The sequence below is a fragment of the Stenotrophomonas sp. YJH_SMC_130 genome, from assembly GCF_059369035.1.
Map to the genome: position 1 here is coordinate 16,375 of NZ_JCAFSH010000004.1, position 20,541 is coordinate 36,915.

The 20,541-nt window shown below is 58.6% G+C and carries 13 protein-coding genes; 9 read left to right on the plus strand and 4 right to left on the minus strand.

The features are described from left to right. Positions 1-30 precede the first annotated feature (30 nt). Positions 31-651: a hypothetical protein gene (locus tag AC5P5V_RS08185; RefSeq protein WP_231352093.1), complete on the plus strand. Its 621-nt coding sequence runs from the start codon at positions 31-33 to the stop codon at positions 649-651. A gap of 2 nt (positions 652-653) precedes the next feature. After that, complete coding sequence (locus AC5P5V_RS08190; protein WP_231352094.1) at positions 654-2,558, plus strand: caspase family protein; 1,905 nt, start codon at positions 654-656, stop codon at positions 2,556-2,558. Positions 2,559-3,427: 869 nt separating this feature from the next. On the opposite strand, the gene AC5P5V_RS08195 is transcribed toward AC5P5V_RS08190, so the two are convergent. Beyond that, entirely contained in the window at positions 3,428-4,546 is a 1,119-nt protein-coding gene (locus AC5P5V_RS08195) for a hypothetical protein (protein WP_231352095.1), read from the minus strand. A 929-nt stretch (positions 4,547-5,475) separates the two neighbouring features. On the opposite strand from AC5P5V_RS08195, the gene AC5P5V_RS08200 reads away from it, so the two are divergent. The 6 genes from AC5P5V_RS08200 to AC5P5V_RS08225 all read left to right on the plus strand — a co-directional run bounded on the left by AC5P5V_RS08200 (position 5,476) and on the right by AC5P5V_RS08225 (position 14,514). After that, a complete protein-coding gene (locus AC5P5V_RS08200; protein WP_111190391.1) occupies positions 5,476-6,201 on the plus strand; it encodes a response regulator in 726 nt (241 codons plus the stop codon). 3 nt (positions 6,202-6,204) lie between these two features. Further along, positions 6,205-7,281 (plus strand): ATP-binding protein, encoded by a 1,077-nt coding sequence (locus AC5P5V_RS08205; RefSeq protein ID WP_154350823.1) that lies wholly within the window; start codon positions 6,205-6,207, stop codon positions 7,279-7,281. 91 nt (positions 7,282-7,372) lie between these two features. Beyond that, positions 7,373-8,299: an ABC transporter six-transmembrane domain-containing protein gene (locus AC5P5V_RS08210; RefSeq protein WP_231352096.1), complete on the plus strand. Its 927-nt coding sequence runs from the start codon at positions 7,373-7,375 to the stop codon at positions 8,297-8,299. A gap of 263 nt (positions 8,300-8,562) precedes the next feature. Next, positions 8,563-9,714: an efflux RND transporter periplasmic adaptor subunit gene (locus tag AC5P5V_RS08215; protein WP_154350825.1), complete on the plus strand. Its 1,152-nt coding sequence runs from the start codon at positions 8,563-8,565 to the stop codon at positions 9,712-9,714. 79 nt (positions 9,715-9,793) lie between these two features. Continuing rightward, complete coding sequence (locus AC5P5V_RS08220; RefSeq protein WP_231352097.1) at positions 9,794-12,937, plus strand: multidrug efflux RND transporter permease subunit; 3,144 nt, start codon at positions 9,794-9,796, stop codon at positions 12,935-12,937. A gap of 47 nt (positions 12,938-12,984) precedes the next feature. After that, the gene (locus AC5P5V_RS08225; protein WP_231352098.1) at positions 12,985-14,514 is read left to right on the plus strand and encodes an MFS transporter; all 1,530 of its coding nucleotides are present in this window, start codon (positions 12,985-12,987) and stop codon (positions 14,512-14,514) included. 771 nt (positions 14,515-15,285) lie between these two features. On the opposite strand, the gene AC5P5V_RS08230 is transcribed toward AC5P5V_RS08225, so the two are convergent. The 3 genes from AC5P5V_RS08230 to AC5P5V_RS08240 all read right to left on the minus strand — a co-directional run bounded on the left by AC5P5V_RS08230 (position 15,286) and on the right by AC5P5V_RS08240 (position 19,601). Further along, positions 15,286-17,229 (minus strand): MacB family efflux pump subunit, encoded by a 1,944-nt coding sequence (locus AC5P5V_RS08230; protein WP_154350828.1) that lies wholly within the window; start codon positions 17,227-17,229, stop codon positions 15,286-15,288. Positions 17,230-17,231: 2 nt separating this feature from the next. Further along, the gene (locus tag AC5P5V_RS08235) at positions 17,232-18,416 is read right to left on the minus strand and encodes an efflux RND transporter periplasmic adaptor subunit (protein ID WP_111190383.1); all 1,185 of its coding nucleotides are present in this window, start codon (positions 18,414-18,416) and stop codon (positions 17,232-17,234) included. Positions 18,417-18,890: 474 nt separating this feature from the next. Continuing rightward, entirely contained in the window at positions 18,891-19,601 is a 711-nt protein-coding gene (locus AC5P5V_RS08240; protein ID WP_049447970.1) for a hypothetical protein, read from the minus strand. A gap of 165 nt (positions 19,602-19,766) precedes the next feature. On the opposite strand from AC5P5V_RS08240, the gene AC5P5V_RS08245 reads away from it, so the two are divergent. Further along, positions 19,767-20,522: a tetratricopeptide repeat protein gene (locus AC5P5V_RS08245; RefSeq protein ID WP_134967907.1), complete on the plus strand. Its 756-nt coding sequence runs from the start codon at positions 19,767-19,769 to the stop codon at positions 20,520-20,522. Positions 20,523-20,541: the final 19 nt, after the last annotated feature.

Here is a 20,541-nt window from a genome sequence, read left to right on the forward strand (position 1 = left end):
AGTGATGCAAACTTCTCATCGGACAAACTTATGAGTAGATTTTATTTTTCCATGACGCGCGGCGCCAAGGAGTTCATGGACGCGTTCACTCAAAGGTTGGCAGAAGCGCACCACGAGGCAACGCAGAAATTTGTATCTGGCAAGAACGTGCACCACTTACGACACGGCGCCGGATGGAGACTCTGGAGTGCGAGCGAGAGATCGGATGACGATTCTTTCAAGGTCCACTCGACAGAGATACAAACTAGCCTCGACGACATCGCGGATCACAACGTTGAGAGCCTAGCATCCGCTATGCGTCGGGCTGCAGAAGATATGGAGGCGCAGCTCGCAGGAAGTGTCTATGGGCTGCTTAGCGAAACTTGTGAGTCCTCAGGTAACGTGGTCTCAGCGAGTTCGCAAGCGTCCTTGGCGGAGACATTCTACGAGACCATCGACAAGATCGAATTCGGCGCCGACAGATTTGGCAACGTACAACTCCCTGCTCTTCATGCGGGCAAAGAAGTAGCCATTAGAATGCTCCATGCCTTGGAGTCAGCGTCGGATGATTTCAGGAAGAGATTTGAAGAACTAAAAGAAAGGAAGATTCAGGCCCCTCTCCAGCGTGAAATTGAACGAAAGGCACGTTTCGTGAGCTACGGGGGAGAGTGAGAATGAGAGCTCTTCTGGCAATTGGATGTGACTCCTATGATCATGTAACTCCTCTCTCGGGGGCAGAGAGGGATGCCGATAGGGTTTTCAACGCACTTTTGAGCGCAAACGTCCCATTCTATGATGCGGATCGATCAACTCTACTTCGTTCTCCGTGCACCGACGTCGTTCGGCTGGCTCTGAAAGAGCTCCTTTTTGATGGCCCGAAGCTCGACGTACTGACCATCTACTTCGCCGGGCACGGCAAGGTGGCGAACGGGAGCTTTTTCATTTGCCTGCGCGATACACGAATTGGTGCGCTCTCTGTAACATCGTTGTCGTTGGGGGACTTGTTTCGTTACATCAATGAAGCCAAACCCGCTCAGACAAACATCGTGATAGATGCCTGTGAAAGTGGTGGCCTAATAGAAGACCTCAACGTTCTCCTCAAGGGAACCTTGTACGGGGAGGTCGGCACACCTGGTATCACGTTGTTTGCTGCATCTGCGAGCAATCAGGTTGCCAAGGAGACTGCCGAAGGAGGGTTTGCAACTCAAGCACTCGTGTCGTACATAACAGGGGAGAAATTTCTTCGAGACGATAGCCAAACTCTGGATTTGTTGGAGGTCGGCAGAAGAATTCACGAGAGCTTGAGAGTGATTGGACAGAGCCCTGTAATGTGGGGTCTGAACCTCTACGGTCCACCGCAGTTCTGCATCAATCCGAACTACTCTTTGAATGATAGCGAGCTGCGGCAGGCGTTGAAGACGGCGGGCGATGCATGCGATCAGCCTGCGCAGCGCGAAATATCAGATTTGTGGAAGATTCACTATACTCTTCCCGAGGTTTGGGAGCCCAGGACTTTCGTTGATGGGCTTGGCGCATGCCTCAAAGCATTTGGCTCAGATGGCAGTCGAAGGGGTATGCTCGCTAGGACATACTACGAAGCCACCTGTTCTCGAATAGTCGGAAGCAGCGAGGCCATGCTTAGATCGGAAGTTTGTGCGGCGATGCTTGCGGCTCTCCTGCCGTGGTTGCATGAGGCGGAGTGCTATCAGCTTTCCCGCGATGTGTGTGACGACTTGGTGGCGGAATGCTGCTCAGCACAACTGAGTGTAAAGAGCATAGTGTCCGAAGACAGGCTGGCCATGCTCCGCCATCCAGGGGGCGGACCGGCAGATCTATTCAACCACCCAATAAGAATATCTGCCCTGATGGCTTGGACTGCATTGCCGCTTATTGTATACGGTGAGGCAGCAGGGCCGGAGAGTGTGGCGAGTTTCGCTGCATGCGTTGAAGAACTCTTGAAGGCATATCCGGCATGTATGACTGTCGTATGCGAGGAGCAAGCACCCCTCATTGCTGTGGCTGTTTCGATGCTCCTATTGACCGGGAATCAGGATCTAGCGGAGGAGGCACTTGGCTACTATTTCTCCTCCTTAACCGACTCTCGATCGAGGATCGCCGCGAGTTCTCTAGATGGGAAGGCTGCCTTGAGCTGCCTGACTTCCATACAGGACTGTACGGAGGAGTCACTCTTTGAAGGTGTGGCGAATCCATGTGAAGCATTAGCGGTGGTTCTGCGGCTAGGCCACGCTGCGAATCTGGATGACGTCTTTGATCCGTATCTTTGGCAGCTCGACGGAGCTGCCGGCGTTCTCTTCGTTACTGATGCTTGGGCTGAATTCTCAGCTGAGAGAATTTCAAAGGGTAAAAATTCTACGTTTGAGATTGGCCGAGATGTATTTCGAATAGCGCACTTGTCTGCAGTAGATGTATCTAGTTCCCCTTCTGATCCCGTCCAGCGGCTCGCTGTCGTGGCTACTGCACTCCTCTTTCCAGATAGGGTTCCTTGGTTCCTTGTCGAAGAGGCGCTACTTCGAAATCAGCTAACGACGGTCTCACGGAAGGCGGTGGAAGGTTCGTGACCTGACATTTGGCTCCGCTGGCGCCAACGCCATGTTTAGAACTAATTTGAGAGATGTGGTCGAAATGCTCTTCTCCTCGCTCATGAATCTGAGCTACGCCGAATCAGGCAGGATTGAACTCGATGCGCTACGCCAGGCACTTCCGTCCACTCCTGAGGACATCCTCATCCAAGTTTATGCAGACCACGGACGAAACTGCGCCTTCCAGAAGCAATATGGACACCTCGACATCAGTCGCATCGAGTGGCAGCTGGATCGTGTCCCTGCCGAGGAAGTTGTTGTCTGTACGGTGTGGCGGGATTTCCAGGATTGGTTCGATAGTGTGGCGGCGCGAGTCAACGCTTTTGCCACCCAGGGCTGGAACTGCGTCGATGTGCGCGCCGACGTCCGCTTGAGTTGGGAGTGCGAGCGTACTTGGATAAGGCCTCCTATCCTTCTGGGTGGAGTCCTTGCCCCATATGCCCCAAGGCTGCATCTTGTCGAAGGGCACACTAGGATCGGATTGCTTAGAGGACTCATCGCGGCGGGCGTACTGTCAGGCATGTCAGAGCACCTCGTATGGATTGGAAGAGCACCCTGTTCTTAATTGCTCCTCGCCGTACGCCGCCCGCCCTACCCTCGATAAATCTTCCTAAACTTTTAAACCCGCCAGCCTTGCATCGCCTGCCGCGCCCGAGCTGAGTTCTTCTAGACGTGCAGATGCCCAAGGCGGACGGATGGCAGGTCTTCGCGCAGTTGCGCAAGCAGGGCGAAATGTCCAGAAGCAAGGGGGCCATAGCAGTCGAATGAATGGCTTTAGATCGCTCTGACCGCGTTTGTTGTCGCGTTACTGTCCACCCTGATGGCGCCGCGACTAATCTTGCGCATGATCACTGCTGAAATCCAGCCTTCGGCGCTATCCCTGCCCGGGCCTCAGCACAGACGGATGCCGCCGCCTTCAACAACGGACCGGGCTGCAGCCGTGGCGCAAGACCTGCTGCCGGGAACGCTGCCGCGAGCGCCTTCGCTGCCCGGTCTACATGTGGCTGGATGTACCAGGAGGACTCAGGCGACAGCATGCCACCACGCACCTGATACTCGAATCGGTACTGGCCCCAATAGACCGCCAGTGGCTCCTCAAGAGCATTCAACGGGTTCCGGAGCGTCAGCGCCTCCGGGCACAACGCTGCAAAGGTTTCGGCCAACAACTGCCGCTGCGCCGGCGGCTGCTCAGAGGAAAGAAAGTGGCTGTACTCATGCATCACAATCGGCGCCCAGTCCTCCTCGGCATCGGACGTCGAGAATAGGAAAATGTAGCCGCCGCGCAGCTTTGCTTGGGTCTGCGCCGCCTCCGGCCACCACAGGAAGCGCACTTGGAAGGTAGGCGGAGAAGTCACCTTGAAAAAGGCCTTCATCTGATCCGCAAGCTCACCAACCGGGTCAGACGCAAGCTGCCGCGCGAGCTCGCTTTTCTGAGCATGGAACTGCGTCTGTCCTGCCAGCAGCTGACGGGCACGCGGAGCAAAGCGCGCGTAGTACTGCCGCAGCAATGCCTGGTCACTACTGTTCTGGCTGGCAATGGCCTCCCTGACGGCCGCATCGAACGATTGTGCCGCCAGGAAATGGCTGGCGTAGGGATCGCCATCGCGGGTGTCGGGCCCGGCGAACAACCGGCCGGCTGGAGCGACCTTCACTTGGTGATCCCGTCCCAACGGCGAGGTGCGACGGCGGAATGCCGCATAGCCCGCCAACAACTGTCGGTCCCGCTCCCCAAGGCCGAAGCGTTGTTGCCACTCCTTTTGGTAGACCGAGGAAGTGTATCCGGACAACCAATCGGGCAGGTTGTCGAGCAGGTTGAATAGATCCAGTGATGGGTTGTAGGCCACATCCACCACCACGTGGGGCGACTCGATTGCTACAACCGGCCATGGCTGCATGGCAAGAACCGCTGCGGTAAGCGCCCCTGCCGATTCCAAGCGCATCTTTCGATAGTTGAAGGAAACGACCATGGGGACTCCGTGGAGTGGCGTCCGGGAATTCAAGCACGGCACCCGAGGAGCGACAATATGCTGAACAGCAGGGGGGCTGGACGGCCGTGACGCGGGCCCAGCGGCTTCACGAGTGGGGCAGCCGTTAGTTGGCGTCGTGCCAGAGATCGCCGCCTGATGTCGAGAAGGTAGAACGGTTGAGGCCCTAGTTATCATCAAGAGTCGCCTTGAATCTGAACGAGACTTTTTCTTCACGAAAAGTCCACACATTCTCGATGGAGTCTCCATGTTACGCGGATAGGCTACGCACCCTTCCTACGGTTGCCTTCCTTGACCCGGCCCAAGCCCCAGCTGAACGAGATGGACGTGCGCGGCGCCTTTATTGCGTGGTGCACGCCATCTCCTTTCGTACTGGCAGTAATCGCCACTGTAACGGCGTGCTGGCTGATAATAGATGCCGCCCCTGGCCTTGCCGTATTTGCAGGCCTGGGCGCAACTGCCTTGGTTTGGTTCTGTGGCGGAGGGCCAAGAAAGCTGGTGCGTTCCGGGAGAGTGTGTTCGACCTTGCTGGTTGGATTCTCCACATGGCTGACCGTGGATCCACGTCCACATGCGCATGAAGGGCTGTGTACCTTGACCCTGTGTGCGCTGCTCGCGTCAGTGATGATCATAGTCTTGGTGCGGGTGCAAGCGGTCTTGGAAATCGCGACCAGTCTGCAGGTGCGTATAGCAGCCCCAACGAAAGCCGGTTGTGGCCGCCTCCCGGCTTTACTCTCAGCGCAACTGCTGCACGCGCTTTCTGACGGCAGGCCACTGGATCCGGAGCTGCGCCGTCTACTAGTTCAGTTGGCACCAGAGTGCAAGGCTGCGGAGGAGGCACAGCAACTGAACGTGCGTCGGTCACGCCCTTTCACCACACTGCCTGTTTCATCACAACAACGCCATTCTCAATGAACAACACACACCGCCAAACGCGATCGCCATTGGTGTTGATCGCTGAAGATGAGGGCGACATCGCGGATATCCTGAGTGCTTATCTCAGCCGCTCAGGGTTGCGCAGCACCCGTGCTGTAGACGGCGAATCTGCGCTTGCGCTGCACCGTCAACTGCGTCCTGATCTGGTCCTGCTGGATGTGCAAATGCCGAAGCTCGACGGTTGGCAAGTACTGACGGAGCTGCGCCGCCGTGGCAATACCCCCGTCATCATGCTCACCGCGCTCGACCAGGACGTGGACAAACTAACGGGTCTGCGGGTCGGTGCGGATGACTATGTGGTCAAGCCCTTCAATCCGGCGGAGGTCATTGCCCGTGTCCAGGCCGTTCTTCGCCGCAGCGTGGTTGCCGAGGCAGGAGAGATAGGTTCGCCAACTGACGTCATCCGCCAAGGGCCTTTGGATATTGACCTGCTTAGCCACGAGGTCTTTGTACGCGATGATCAGCCGCAGCGGGTGCCGGATTTGACCTACACCGAGTTTCGCCTGCTGGCACACTTGGCTCGCGCACCGCGTCAGGTACACAGTCGTGTTAGTTTGCTGCACGCTTGCCTACCCGAAGGCGAGGCACAGGAGCGCACGGTTGACAGCCATGTCAGCAAACTGCGTCGAAAGCTTGAGTCTGTCGGGATTACCGGCATCCCGGCCACGGTCCGCGGTGTCGGTTACCGCTTCTTGGAGTAAAGCATGGCTATCACTGGCAGGACCATCGGCCACCAGATCACTCTGTCAATCACGATCGCTGCGGTCGCGTCGGCGATACTTTCGATTGGCGGCTTTTACTTCCTGTACTACTTGATAGTGAAGCTCTATCCCAATTGGTATCAAGAGCCAGACTCCATGACGCCATCGGGACTCGAGTGGCTCTGGATCGCCCTGACGTCGATTGTGGTGGCCGTGCTGGCTACCCTAGTGGCTTCAAGGCTGACTCGTCGCATCATTACCCCGCTAAATTCCGTAGCTGAGAGCCTGCGCAGTGTCGCCAGCGGCGACTTGAGCGCGCGAGCTCGTGGAGGAGATAGCTCGATGGTGGAAGCAGCGGCACTGGTCCGCGATTTCAATTCAATGGCCGAACAGCTGAGTCAGATGTCGAGAAACCGGGTGTTCTGGAATGCAGCAATTGCGCATGAGCTCCGCACGCCGATCACCATTTTGCGTGGACGCGTACAGGGCATGGCCGATGGAGTGTTCGAGCCAGGGCCGGAACAATTCGATAACATGCTGACCCATCTCGAGGGGTTAACCCGCATCATCGAAGACCTGCGGGTCGTCAGTCTCGCCGAGAGCGGTCATCTTGATCTCCGCCTCCAGCGAGTTGACGTCAGCGAAGAAGTCAGAGCGGTTGTAGATGCGATGTCCGATTCATTGAGAGAAAGCGGCTTCTCGATCTCGGTCGACGCGCCGTTGTCGCCCGCTGATTGCGACCCCTCGCGCATCCGCCAAGCAACACTTGCTCTCCTGGAAAATGCTCGTCGCCATGCCACCCCCTGCCCTCTTCGCATCAGGGTTGCTCGGGATCATGGCGAGTGCATGATCGCGGTCCAGGATAGCGGGCCCGGAGTACCCGAGGCCCTGAAGGAAACAATCTTCGAAGCGTTTCAAAGGACTGACCTCTCGCGCTCGCGCCAGAGCGGCGGTTCCGGGTTGGGTTTGGCTGTGGTTCGCGCAATCGCCGTCGCCCATCAAGGCACCGCTCAGTGCCGCTTGAACGAATGCGGAGGAAGTTCGTTCGAGATCCGATGGCCCGTACACACTCGCCGCTGAACGCGGCCGGCCTCTCCACGCAATCTCCATCGTTCCTCCACGCCCGCTCCAAAGCAGTGACGATACTGGCGAAAACGAGGACGTGACGCTCATGACGACCCCACTTGGCCCCGCTGCGGCGGCCAGGAGCATTGGCCAGCAGAACGCCGCCGCCACCCTGAAAGCCATCCTACGAACCTATCCCTTGCAGCTCGCGGGTACATTCTCGCTGGTCGCGCTAGAGAACGCCCTCATGCTGGCCTATCCCCTGTTCGCGGGCTTTGCCGTGGATGCAATTATCCGCGGGAATGTGTGGCAGGCGATCTCCTACGCCGGAGTGGTCCTACTTTTCTGGCTGGTCGGTGCGGCACGTCGCGCAGTCGATACGCGCACCTTCACTCGAATCTACGCCGATCTGGCGGTCAATGTGGTGCAGGCCCAGAGGCGTCTCGGTCAGACCGTATCCACGTCCGCTGCGCGCGTGGTGTTGGCACGGGAGTTCGTGGACTTCTTTGAAAAGCACGTGCCTATTATCGCCACGGCCCTGGTGTCGATGTTTGGCGCTGCGGCGATGCTGCTTGCGATTGAGCCATTGGTGGGTACGGCCAGCGTTGTTACCCTGATCTTCGCGCTGCTACTGTTGCCGGCATTTGCACGGCGCAATGAACAGCTACATGGTCGACTGAACAATCGTCTCGAGCACGAAATACGGCTAGTTGACCGGGTCAGCCCCTCCGTACTGCGCCGCCACTACACCACGCTTTCACGTCTACGAATCCTGCTGTCTGACCGTGAAGCAGGTGCGTTCTTGGTGAGCGGTACCGCAGCGGCCACGCTATTCGCTTTGACTATAGCCCGGCTCGCAAGCACCGATCACGTGACTCCTGGCCATGTCTATGCGGTGATGACCTACCTTTGGACCTTCGTCGGTAGCTTGGACGACGCACCGTCGATGGTGGATCAGCTGGCAAGACTGAAAGATATTGGCCGCAGGGTTAGTCCAGGAATAGAGGAACGCGACGGCGAGAGAGCGCGATGAAGCGCATTTGTACCGCTGTAATCGCCACGAACTGAGTTCTCACCTCTTCCGTAGTTTCCTGTGGTGAACCGGACTAATCGCCCGAGGTGCGCCGGCACATCAGTCGCTAGATCCTTTGTTTCTCCGAAGTACAAAGCGGGTGGCGACGCCAGAATCGCTTAAGCAGTGGATCCGCGGTGTTGCATTGCGCGTGATCATCCATCGTTAACCCTACTTCCATAACTCGACTCTCGTGGATCGAGGTTCTTCTCGGATATCAATGAATGAGTGCTACGAACAAAATTCGCTTCATGTCGTGTCTTGCGCTCGCGAGTCTTCTAGCGGCCTGCGGGGGCAGTAAGGAAACGAGCCCAGAGGAGCCTAGCGCACCGACGTACGAGATCGTGACCGTCCACGCCGGCGAACAGTCGCAACAACAGGAATGGCCAGGCCGGATCTCTCCAGTCCGAATTGCAGAGATACGCTCGCGCGTTGCTGGCATCGTGCTCAGTCGCGAGTTCGAGGAAGGCGCCGAAGTGAAGGCGGGCCAGGTCCTGTTTAGGATTGATCCATCAGCTTTTCGTGCCGAGCTGTCGCGAGCCGAGGGGGAGCTGGCAAAGGCGAAGGCTGAACTCAATGAGGCTCGCACTCAGGAGCGCCGACTCGGTCCGCTAGCAACCATCAAGGCGATCAGCCAACAGGACTACGAAGTCGCACTGACTCGTCTGAGAACCGCCGAGGCGGGGCTGCAGTCGAACAAGGCCGCAGTCGAGAGCGCGAAGATCCAGCTCGGGCACGCCACGGTACGATCCCCCATTGACGGACGGATCGGCCGAGCCCTGGTCACGGAAGGAGCGCTGGTAGGCCAAGATAGCAGCACCGCCATGGCTATTGTTCAGCAGCTGGACCCGATCTACGCCGATTTCAGCCAACCCGCCGGCGACATGTTGCGCATGCGCGCCGCGGCTACCGGATCGGCGGGCGCTGGGGACCCAACTGTAACCATCGAGATCCCTGAGACGGGCGCCGTACGTTCAGGCAGGCTGCTTTTCACGGACATTGCCGTGGACCCGGGAACCGAACGCATCGCCATGCGCGGCCAGTTCCCAAACAGCGATGGCACGCTGCTCCCAGGCATGTTCGTGCGCGTTCGCCTCAACGCCGGGAAGGCGTCCCCTGTAGTTCTTGTTCCGCAGCGTGCTATCCAGCGCGACGCTGCTGGCAAGGCATATGTGATGTTGGTCGGCGACGACAATGTTATTCACGTCCGAAAGGTCGAGACTTCCCGCATGCAGGACGGTAGCTGGCAGGTGGTCCGAGGGCTGCGTGAAGGCGAGCGTGTAGTTGCTTCTGGTGTTGAAAAAGTCAAAGAGGGCATGAAGGTGCCAAGCGCTAAGACTCGCTCCGAGACCGCTCCAAGTCCAACTCAGCCTTGACGACTTGATGCCTGCAAAAAAGGCATTCATTGAGCGGCCATTCCAGCTCTGACTACGAACGCGAAACCGGAACATTCTCATGTCCAGATTCTTCATCGAACGACCCAACTTTGCCTGGGTCGTGGCAATCTTCATCTGTTTCGCAGGATTGCTGGCAATCCCGCGTCTCTCGGTTGAGAAGTACCCTGAGGTTGCACCCCCGCAGGTGAGTATTGCCGCATCGTACGCTGGAGCTTCTGCGAAAGTTGTCGATGAGACTGTGACAAGCATCATTGAGCAAGAGCTCAATGGTGCGCGCAACCTACTGTACTTCCAGTCCAACAGCTCCAATGGCTCCGCCGAGATTACGGCGACCTTCAAGCCCGGCACCGATCCGAACCTCGCTCAGGTCGACGTACAGAACAGGCTCAAGAACGCTGAATCCCGGCTGCCGCCTACGGTGACGCGCAGCGGAATACAGGTCGAGCAGGCAAGCGCCAGCTTCCTCATGATCTACACGCTAACCTATAAAGACGGCGTGCAATCTCAGGACGTCGTCAAGCTCAACGAACTCGCGGCACGTAGCGTCAACGACGAGATTCGCCGCATACCCGGCGTCGGCCGCGTCCAGTTCTTCGGTGCGGACTCGGCAATGCGAGTTTGGATCAATCCGCTGAAGCTCGCTGGGTTCGGCCTGTCCGTACAGGATGTCAACAGCGCCATCACCGCGCAGAACATCCAGGTTCCTGCGGGCAGCTTCGGTGACTCTCCTGCAGAGCCTAGCCAAGAGCTAACCGCGAACCTGCTGGTGCAGGGCACGATGTCCTCACCAGAAGAGTTCGGGCGAATCATCTTGCGCGCCAAGCAGGATGGCTCAATTGTGCGTCTGTCGGACGTAGCGCGACTGGAAACCGGTCTGCAGGACTATCGCTTTGCAACTGAGAGCAATGGCAAGGTCTCGGCGAGTGCTGCAGTGCAGCTTGCTCCCGGCGCCAATGCGGTCGCAACCGTGGCGTCCGTCAGGAATCGCCTTGCCGAGCTCTCGAAGACGTTCCCCGCTGACGTCACGTACTCCGTTGGGCTTGACAGTTCCAAGTTCGTGAATGTAGCCATCAAGAAAGTGCTGATGACGCTCGCTGAAGCCATCGTACTCGTATTTTTGGTGATGCTTCTGTTCCTGCAGAACATCCGCTATACGATCATCCCGACCATCGTCGTCCCAGTGTGCCTTCTGGGAACATTGGCTGTGATGGGCATTCTCGGCTTCTCAGTCAACATGATGACGATGTTCGGCTTGGTCCTTGCCATCGGCATTCTCGTGGACGACGCGATTGTCGTAGTCGAGAACGTTGAGCGCTTGATGGTTGAAGAGGCGCTTTCACCCAAGGATGCCTCGATCAAAGCAATGAAGCAGGTGAGCGGCGCGATTGTCGCCATCACGCTGGTTCTATCTGCGGTGTTCCTACCCCTCGCCTTCATGCAGGGCTCTGTTGGCGTCATCTATAAGCAATTCTCTGTCGCGCTGGCGGTCTCGATCCTTTTCTCAGGTTTCCTGGCGCTGACCATGACGCCTGCCTTGTGCGCGACGCTCCTCAAGCCCGTTGAGGCGGGGCATCACACTGAAAGGAACGGATTCTTCGATTGGTTTAACCGCTCGTTCGCGCGTGCTACCAACGCCTACGATGCAACCAACAAGCGACTCATGCGTAGGAGCGGGCGGCTCATGCTTCTCTATGCTTCCCTGCTGGGTCTGCTTGCATTCATGTACCTGCGTCTACCCGAATCCTTCGTTCCTCCCGAGGATGAGGGCTACATGATGCTGGATATCCAGCTGCCTCCAGCCGCTTCGGAGTCCCGGACACGTAAGGTGGCCGCGCGGGCAATCGAATACTTCGCGACGCGTCCAAATATTGACGAGGTCACTGTCATCTTCGGTTTCAGCTCCTCTGGTTCAGGGGCCAATGCGGCCATGGCATTCCCCACATTGAAGGACTGGTCCATGCGCAGCCGCAAAGAGACTACGGCAACAGAAGTTGCTGCAGCCAATGCGTTCTTCGCAGGCATCAAGGACGGGACCGTGCTGGCAATGAGTCCTCCACCAGTAGATGGACTTGGCAACTCCGGAGGCTTCTCGATGCGGATCCAGGATCGCGCGGGAGTCGGGCGTGAGGCCCTGACCACCGCGGTAAACCAGCTCTTGGAGCGCGCCGGAAAATCCTCAAAGATCGCCTACGCATCTATCGAAGGCATTCCCGACGCGCCGCAGCTTAGGCTGGAAATTGATCGTGAGAAGGCGGAGGCGCTTGGTGTGAGCTTTGATAACGCCACGAATGTGCTTTCCAGCGCCTATGGATCGGCCATGATCAATGAGTTCGTGAACAAGGGACGAATGCAGCGCGTGGTAGTTCAGGGCGACACGCAGTATCGAATGTCGCCGGACTCATTGAGGGACCTCTACGTCACTAACAGAGAAGGAAAGCAGGTTCCGCTTACCTCCTTTACTCATAGTTCCTGGGAAGTTGGCCCGGTACAGATCAGCCGGTACAACGGCTATCCGTCGTTCGCGATTACCGGAGATGCTGCGGCGGGGAGCAGCTCGGGCCAAGCGCTTGCCGAAATGGAGAAGATTGCCTCGCAGTTGCCCCAAGGCATCGGGTACGAGTGGACCGGCCTGTCCTTCCAGGAGAAGCTCGCTGGCTCGCAGGCGCCCGCACTACTGTCGATCGCACTGGTCGTTGTGTTCCTGCTCCTCGTCGCCCTCTATGAAAGCTGGTCCATTCCTTTTGCGGTGATGCTGATCGTTCCGATCGGCGCAATCGGATCGGTCGGAGCGGTGAGCCTGGCAGGCATGTCCAACGATGTGTACTTCAAGGTTGGCCTCATCACTATCATTGGCCTCGCGACGAAGAATGCAATTCTGATCGTGGAGTTCGCTAGGGAGCTGCATGCCGAAGGTAGTAGCGTCTTCGAGGCAGCGCTGCGGGCGGCGAAGCTTCGCTTCAGACCAATTGTGATGACATCGCTTGCGTTCATTCTCGGCGTGGTCCCGCTCACGATCGCGTCAGGCGCTGGTGCGGCCAGCCAGAACGCCATCGGCACAGGCGTGGTCGGCGGGATGCTGGCTGCTACTGTTCTAGGTGTCCTCTTCATTCCGATCTTCTATCACTGGGTGATGTCAACGTTCTCCAAGGATCGAACGGGCGACAGCTCCGCAGATTCTGACTTGTCGCGGAAGACGATCTAGTGTCGACACCTGCCCTCCTCCTCAGCCTTGAGCGCAACAAGAGAGTCATGAACCCTGTAACGGTGAGAAACAAGTGGTTGGTGCTGGCAGCGGTTATCGCGTCATTCGTGCCCATTGCGATGGACCTGACCATCCTTCATATTGCCGTCCCGCCGCTCACGCTCGCACTATCTGCTACTGGCACGCAGATACAGTGGATCATCGACGTCTATCCTTTGGTGATGGCAAGCCTTCTCATCCCAATGGGGACTCTTGCCGACCGGCTAGGACACAAGCGCTTGCTGCTCTGCGGATTGGGAGTTTTCCTGGTCGGCTCGGTAGTAGCAGCGCTCTCGCCCACTGCCCAGATCCTGATCCTGGCGCGCGCGGTCATGGCGATTGGGTCGGCTATGGTCATTCCGTGTGTCCTGGCCATCATCCGACAAACTTTTAAGGATGAGCAAGAGCGCGCGTTTGCTCTGGGAATCTGGTCCGCTGTCGCATCGGCCTGTGCCGCGATCGGGCCACTGGTAGGCGGCTTGCTTCTTGAGTACTTCTGGTGGGGGGCCGTGTTTCTTGTGAACGTCCCCATCCTTGTCCTGGTCACGCCCCTGACGTTGAAGTGGCTCCCCTCTGGACGCGGCTCACGTGAACGGGGTTGGTCGATCGGTCAAGCATTGATCCTCATGGTTGGCGTGATGTCACTTGTCTACGGCATCAAGAATGCCGCAAAGCCTGAATCCTCGCTCCTGCTCACTGCAGCAGCTGTTGCTCTCGGTGCTGGCATGCTTGCCCTCTACATCGGAAAGCAGCTGAAATCAGCAAATCCAATGCTCGATCTCGGCCTTTTCAAGATGCCCGCGGTGCGGGCGGGCGTTCTAATGGGGCTGGTCACCATGGGGGCGCTTGCCGGCGTTGAGCTGACAGTGGCCCAGGAGCTTCAGTTCTCGATGGGCAAGACGCCCTTGCAGGCAGGTGTTTTCCTGCTTCCGATAATGATCTGCGCAATGGCGGGAGGCCCATTAGGTGGCCTGTTGACCGCTCACGCCGGCCTTCGAAGCGTTGCCGTGGCTGCAATGGCGGTTGCGGCGATAGCACTCGCTGGCTTGGGGCTGGTGAGCATTGAACACGGCGGAGTCGTGATCACAGTTCTGCTCGCGACGCTGGGTTTCGCTCTGAGCGTTGGACTCACCGCCTCATCGGCGGCAATCATGAGTAGTGCAGCGGCCAGCAAAGCAGGCTCTGCCGGCGCACTTGAGGCCACAAGCTACGATCTCGGGACAGGGCTTGGCATTACCGGGTTTGGAGTGCTTGTGACAAGGCTCTATACCGCCAGACTCGAGGTCCCACCAGAAGTACGGGGCCTGATTCCGGAGCACGCGACCCACTCGATCGGCGAGACCGCACTGGCGGCGAGCAGCCTAGCGGCGGATGATGCGCAGGTAGTGATGGCTGCTGCTCGTCTGGCATTTTCTCAGGGACACGGAGTAGTGCTGCTGATGGCCTCCGGCGCAATTGCCATGCTGTCCGCCGGCCTGTTCTTTATCCTTAAAGGTTCGTCGTCCCATCTGGTCAATCCGTCGCAACCCGCAGAATAGCGCCTGGCCAACGTCATTGGGTCGGCCAGGACTCATCACATCTCGGTACACCGCCATGACAGATACAGGTCTGTTCTTCGTGCTGGACATCGACCCCTTGTATGACATGCAAGGGAATATCCAAAGCGTCGTATCTATATGCGTGCGCTGCAATAGCTGCCAGCATGTCAATCACCTCAAGTGGCCTGCTCTCCGATCTATTCCAGGCGGGACCATTCTCGCATGCTCGGAGTGCGGCAAGGGCCAATCGGTAAGTAACGCCCGGCTCGTTGTGAGCATCGCCAAGCCAGCTGTTGAGTAACCGGCAGGCGGTCGCTGCTCAGGATCAAGGCAACGGCCTCGAAAGCGCACCGCTCACCGCCGTACCCACATGGGGTGGTGAGTAGGTCGCGTTTCCCCAATTAGTGTTCAAGAGCGCATCTTAGCATCCAGTAGCTACAGCGTACTGTCGACTCCGGCAACTCACATCACCTGGCATTAGCCAGAGTCCTCCTCGCTCTGGGGAAGGAAAGGTCCCGGGTAGCTTGAACTCGCCCGAAGATGCGTCCTACGCATCTTAGATCAACTAACTGAGCTGACTCCCCACTCGTTTCGAGCACCGGTAGCGTTCGTCTCGTTAATGGAGGCGCATCGGCGAAGGCTGGTCTCTAGACGACAGTTGATTTAGGTGCTGCTGATCAAAAGCTAGAGAATAGCCCCCTACTCTCTTGTACAAGGCCGCCGCACGCCCGGCAAAAGGAATGAATGTAAGGCAGAGCCAGACAGCTCCTGCTAGTCTGCCGTAAGCGCTTGAATGGGATCCAGCTGAGCGGCACTCCGAGCGGGGAAGTATCCGAAGCCAAGGCCAATCGCTGACGAGCAGGCCAAGGCGCCTATCACGGGCCACGCTGTGAACTGGAAAGGCACGCCTATCGACACCAGAGTCGACAATGCGCCCAGGCCGAGAGCAAGCAGGATGCCTAGCACGCCGCCGAAGAGGCAAATCAGGACTGACTCGATCAGGAACTGACGCAAGATGTCGCCCTGGCGCGCCCCCACAGCCAGACGCACGCCAATCTCGCGCACGCGCTCTTTCACTGATACCAGCATGATGTTCATGACTCCTACTCCGCCTACGATGAGCGCAACAGCCGCGATTGCTGAGACCAAGGCTGTCATCGTCTGACTGGACTTCATTACAGCCTTCCGGATCTGGTCCGAGTTGTAGATGAAAAAGTCATTCGTGCCATGCCGACGCTGGAGCTCGGCTCGCAACAGTGCTTCGGCTGCTCTTGTAGGTACGTTGTCGCGCACCCGAACAATGATGCTCTCCAAGCGTTGGCTGCCCAGTAGCCTCGATGAGGCCGACGTGTGTGGCACATACACCGTTGGCGTTGCACCGCCGGCAAATGCGCTCGACCCGACCACGCCAATCACCTCAACAGGCATGCCCCCCAATAGCAGCGTGCTGCCGATAGGATTACCACTGAAGAGTGCACTGGCGGCCTTCTGGTCAATCACGCCTACCGCGGCGTGTTCCTCCACTTCAGCGTCCGTGAAGAACCGACCAGCCAGAAGGCGCATCCCCCGAACGCGAGGCAGTTCAGCGCCCACACCCAGCACTTGAGTATTAGCCCGGCGGCTGCCTTGAAGTGCCGCCACGGAGCCGCTTAGGTTTGGGCTCACGCTATCCACATAGGTCAACTCGCCCAGATGATCAGCGTCACCGACGACGAGTGTCTCAATCTCAGCCGACCTTGGGTCTCCGAAGTCACTACCTGGGAAAACCTCCAGAGTGCTGGCACCCAGTTCGTTGATCTGAGACTCGACCTGTGACTGCGCGCCTTTGCCCAGCGCGACAACCGATACCACGGCAGCCACACCGATTATGATCCCGAGCATAGTCAGCAACGTGCGCAAGCGATGAGACAGCATGGAGCGCACGGCCATCCCCGCGGCCTCGCGGATGACGTCGAGTCGAGAACGAGCCGTGCGAGCTGGTGGCAGGTCTGGATCGATTAGCGCTTCAGGACACTGAGCCGAGCGACCTCCCTCGACGTGGTCGGACACAATTCGACCATCGGACACTTCAATGACGCGGGGTGCATTCGCGGCAATAGCCCGGTCGTGCGTCACCAGCACTACCGTCTTGCCTTGGGCATGAAGGCGCTTCAGCTCCTCCATCACCTGTTGTCCACTGGCATGGTCCAATGCACCTGTGGGCTCATCCGCGAGGATAATGGATCCGCCGTTCATCAAGGAGCGAGCGATAGAGACGCGTTGCTGCTGCCCCCCGGACAGTTGGCTAGGCTTGTTCGATGTCCTCTCACCCAGGCCAAGTTTTTCAAGCAGCGTGCGCGCGCGCGGGTTACGCGCCCCGGCGGCTACGCCGGCGTAAATGGCCGGAAGCGCCACGTTCTCTGTGGCGCTCAAATCTTCCATCAAGTTGTACCGCTGGAATATGAAGCCAAAGTACTCCCGGCGTAGACGGGCGAGGTCATCGGGCTGCATGTCCTCGGTGGCATTGCCGTTGACGAGATAGCTGCCGCCAGTGGGGCGATCCAGACACCCCAGAATGTTCATCAATGTTGACTTGCCTGAGCCAGACGGCCCGATGATGGCTATGAACTCACCGGCCTGGATACGCAGCGAAACATCCTTCAGCACGACAATCTCGCCCGCGCCCGAGTGGTAGGCACGCGAAACGCCCCTAACTTCCAGCAACGCTTCAGCCATGATCACATCCCCAGCAGGCTAGTAGCGCTAGGCTCGATAGCGCCCGGTGTGGCTTGGCCGATCACCACATTCTCACCCGCACGTAGGCCAGAAAGAATCTGCGCTGAAGTAGATGTGCGCAAGCCGGTGGTGACCTGCCGCTGCGCTACACGTCCCTTGGCATCAACGACGCGTACGAAGATCTCTTTTCCGGTGCTATCGCCTGACTCAACAAGTGCCGTCAGGGGTACCTGCAACGCGTTGGCCACCCGAGCCAGTTCCAGATTCACTTTCACGGTCATGGAAGGCTTGAGCTTCAAGCCCGGATTGGGGACGTCAAACAATCCCGCGTAGTAGACGGCCTTCTGCGCCTGAGACGTGCTGCCGGAGGTAGTTGTCGCACTGTCGGCTATGGTCGCCGGCGCCGGCTCTAACCTCTCCAGGCGTGACTCATACCGGCGGCCTTTGGAGCCCAGAGTCGAGAACCAGAGGCGCTGGCCTGGCTTCACCAGTTCCACGTCGGCCTCTGCGATCTCAGCGCGTACCGTCATAATGTCCATCTGCGCGAGCATGACGATCGTTGGCGTGGTCTGCATCGAGTTCAGGGTCTGCCCGGCCTTTGTCACTATGGCCACGATGTAGCCCTCTGTAGGGGAAACGATGCGGGTGTAGCCCAAGTTGATCCGAGCCGTTTCCACCTGCGTGACAGCCTGATCGATCTGGGCTTGTAGCGAGGCAACCTCCGAGTGGGCGGCGTCACGCGCCACTCGTGCAGCCTCAAAGCCCTCCAGCGAGACCATTTGCGATTTCACTAAGCGAGCCTGCCGCTCATACATGCTGCTCGCTTGCAAATAGCGAGCTTTGCTAGCGGCCTGCTGCGCACGGAGCGCGCCGACTGCAGCTTCAGCGCTGCGCAGAGCGATGCGCTGAGGCTGCGAGTCGACTTCAGCAATGAGATCCCCGGCCTTCACGCGTTGACCCAGCGTGACATGCAGACTCGTGACTTGACCTGATACCTGCGCGCCAACGGCCACCAGCTCCTTAGGATTGACCCGGCCAACCGCCTGTACAGTCTTCTCCAGATCGGCAATCTTTGCGGGCGCGGTGATCAACGCAGCATCGTCCCCAGCTGAACTCATCGACCAGACGGTGCCCCCCACTATTGCGGCAAGCACAACTGCAATAGCCACTAACTTGCGATTGTTCATGAACACTCACGCCAAATGACCGCGGCTACCCATCGCAGCCGCCACGCAGTCATTCTGAAAGCCGCAAATGGACGTTTCTTGGAGCGCGGATGGAGATTCGATGGAGAAATGGCCTCGGTTCAGACACTGATTCACGGACTGGATACGCCGCTCTCCTCTCCATCAGATCTCATCACACTCATGCCCCTGAAGCTCACCGGCTTCGAAGTATCGAATCACCGCCTACGGCAGCGGACCTGGTCGCGATATCTCAAGCCGCCTCGAACTAAACGAGGAGTCGCGCTGATCTCAGCCAATCTGTCTGCCCTCGGCTAGAAGTGGACATTTCTATGTGCGCGATAGGTCTCTCCAGATCGGCACCCACTTCCAGCCCAAAGCGCGCAACCACCGTACCCTCGATAAACATCCCTTATCGCCACTCCCCGTACTGAAGTGCACTGCCCCTCCCAGCTTGGCGCTTGCCAAGATCCAGCCCTATTGGGCTGCCGGAACAGGAATCACACCCTTTCGCAGAATCTCCAACCTCCCAACATCGCCAACAGGCACAAGCACTGTAGCTTTCCGCGCCGGGTCCCACAGTGCATAGCTGTCACCAAGACGACCAATCAGGCTTAGGTCGCCCTGGACCTTTCCATCAACAGTCACAGCCGTCACGTGCTTGCCGCCGCCAGAGGAAATCTTCTCGGCACGCTGGGAGCCAAGCATGCTTGACGCTATCGAGACGTAGACCAGCATCACCAAGGCGTAGATCAGCCAAGGGGAATCTTTCACTGCGGTGGGCACCACTGGTGAAAGATGCACGATCAACGCACAGATGACCGTCAGAAGAACCCCTATCAGAAGAGGCCACGTGTTCGACCACCAAAGCAGCAGCCCTAGGGCAGTGAAGAAAAGCACTGGAAACAGCCATGCGAACAGCTTGCTTTTGGAGCTGCCGCTCGTGACCTTCATCTCCACCCAGCCGCCAAACAGCGAGGCCAGCAGCATGAGGAACAACACCATGCCGATCCCCGCAAGCCCTGCGAGCGCAAGCTCACTCACCGCAACAAACTGAAAGGGATCCAGGCCGAAGTGCCCCCAATACGCCTTCAGATAGAAGGCCCCTTGAATCAATCCGAACGTGACGAGCGCCGAACCCCATCCAGCAACATCAGCCATCGTTAGCGTCTTCTGCGTACGTTCCATGTATCCCCTTCCATCAATGCAGCCCCGCCACATAGTGGCATGCTGCGCTCCGCTCTGCAGAATCCACTCTATTAACGTGACGCGTCACGCCCGATCACCCCGCCCATTGGCGCCCCACCCCTCCCCAACTATAGTTCCACCCCTCACAAGGACGAGGCGGCACACATGCCCTATATCGGAATCGGACTCCACGTACTGGCCGCCATCTACTTCGCGGTGCACGCCATCCGCTCGGGCCAGAGCCTCTACTGGCTCATCCTGCTCTTCTCGTTCCCACTGCTCGGCAGCGTCGTCTACTTCCTGGCGATCTACTTCCCGGAAGTCCGCCATTCGCGCGGCGCCCGGCAGGTCGTCCGTTCCGCCAAGCAGCTCATGGACCCGGGCCAGGACCTGCGCAACGCCCGTGCCGAACTGGCGCGCACGCCGACCGTGCAGAACCGGGTTCGCCTGGGCATGACGCTGTTGGATGGCGGCCAGGCCGAGGAAGCCAGAACCTTGCTTGAGCAGGCAGCCAGCTCGCCGTTGGGCGACGATCCCTACATCCTGACCGGACTCGCCCGCGCTCGCCTCGAGTCCGGACAGCCCGCGCTTGCGGTGGAGACGCTGGACGGCCTGTTCGCCCGCCATCCGGATGTGCGCCACAAGCCGGAACAGACGCTGCTTTACGCGCAGGCATTGGCAACCGCCCAAGCGCCCGGCACCCGTGCCGCGTTCGAGCGCGCGGTGGAGTGCGGAAATGACGCGGCCGCTCGCTGCCTCTACGCCGAATGGCTGATGGCGCAGCCGCAACCCGACGATCGCGAGCAAGCCCGCAGTCTGTTCGCCAGCATCATCGACGATGCTCAGCACTGGTCGCGCCACGCGCGCAGCCACAATGCCGCATGGCTGGAGCGAACCAAGGCTGCGTTGAAGGGTTACTGAGGCCTGACAGCCTCTGGCA

Bases quoted from the DNA above. Each gene is read 5' to 3' on its own strand.
- AC5P5V_RS08205 (WP_154350823.1), top strand. From the start codon at position 6,205: ATGGCTATCACTGGCAGGACCATCGGCCACCAGATCACTCTGTCAATC.
- AC5P5V_RS08220 (WP_231352097.1), top strand. From the start codon at position 9,794: ATGTCCAGATTCTTCATCGAACGACCCAACTTTGCCTGGGTCGTGGCA.
- AC5P5V_RS08230 (WP_154350828.1), bottom strand. From the start codon at position 17,229: ATGGCTGAAGCGTTGCTGGAAGTTAGGGGCGTTTCGCGTGCCTACCAC.
- AC5P5V_RS08225 (WP_231352098.1), top strand. From the start codon at position 12,985: ATGAACCCTGTAACGGTGAGAAACAAGTGGTTGGTGCTGGCAGCGGTT.
- AC5P5V_RS08185 (WP_231352093.1), top strand. From the start codon at position 31: ATGAGTAGATTTTATTTTTCCATGACGCGCGGCGCCAAGGAGTTCATG.
- AC5P5V_RS08190 (WP_231352094.1), top strand. From the start codon at position 654: ATGAGAGCTCTTCTGGCAATTGGATGTGACTCCTATGATCATGTAACT.
- AC5P5V_RS08195 (WP_231352095.1), bottom strand. From the start codon at position 4,546: ATGGTCGTTTCCTTCAACTATCGAAAGATGCGCTTGGAATCGGCAGGG.
- AC5P5V_RS08215 (WP_154350825.1), top strand. From the start codon at position 8,563: ATGAGTGCTACGAACAAAATTCGCTTCATGTCGTGTCTTGCGCTCGCG.
- AC5P5V_RS08245 (WP_134967907.1), top strand. From the start codon at position 19,767: ATGCCCTATATCGGAATCGGACTCCACGTACTGGCCGCCATCTACTTC.
- AC5P5V_RS08235 (WP_111190383.1), bottom strand. From the start codon at position 18,416: ATGAACAATCGCAAGTTAGTGGCTATTGCAGTTGTGCTTGCCGCAATA.
- AC5P5V_RS08210 (WP_231352096.1), top strand. From the start codon at position 7,373: ATGACGACCCCACTTGGCCCCGCTGCGGCGGCCAGGAGCATTGGCCAG.
- AC5P5V_RS08200 (WP_111190391.1), top strand. From the start codon at position 5,476: ATGAACAACACACACCGCCAAACGCGATCGCCATTGGTGTTGATCGCT.
- AC5P5V_RS08240 (WP_049447970.1), bottom strand. From the start codon at position 19,601: ATGGAACGTACGCAGAAGACGCTAACGATGGCTGATGTTGCTGGATGG.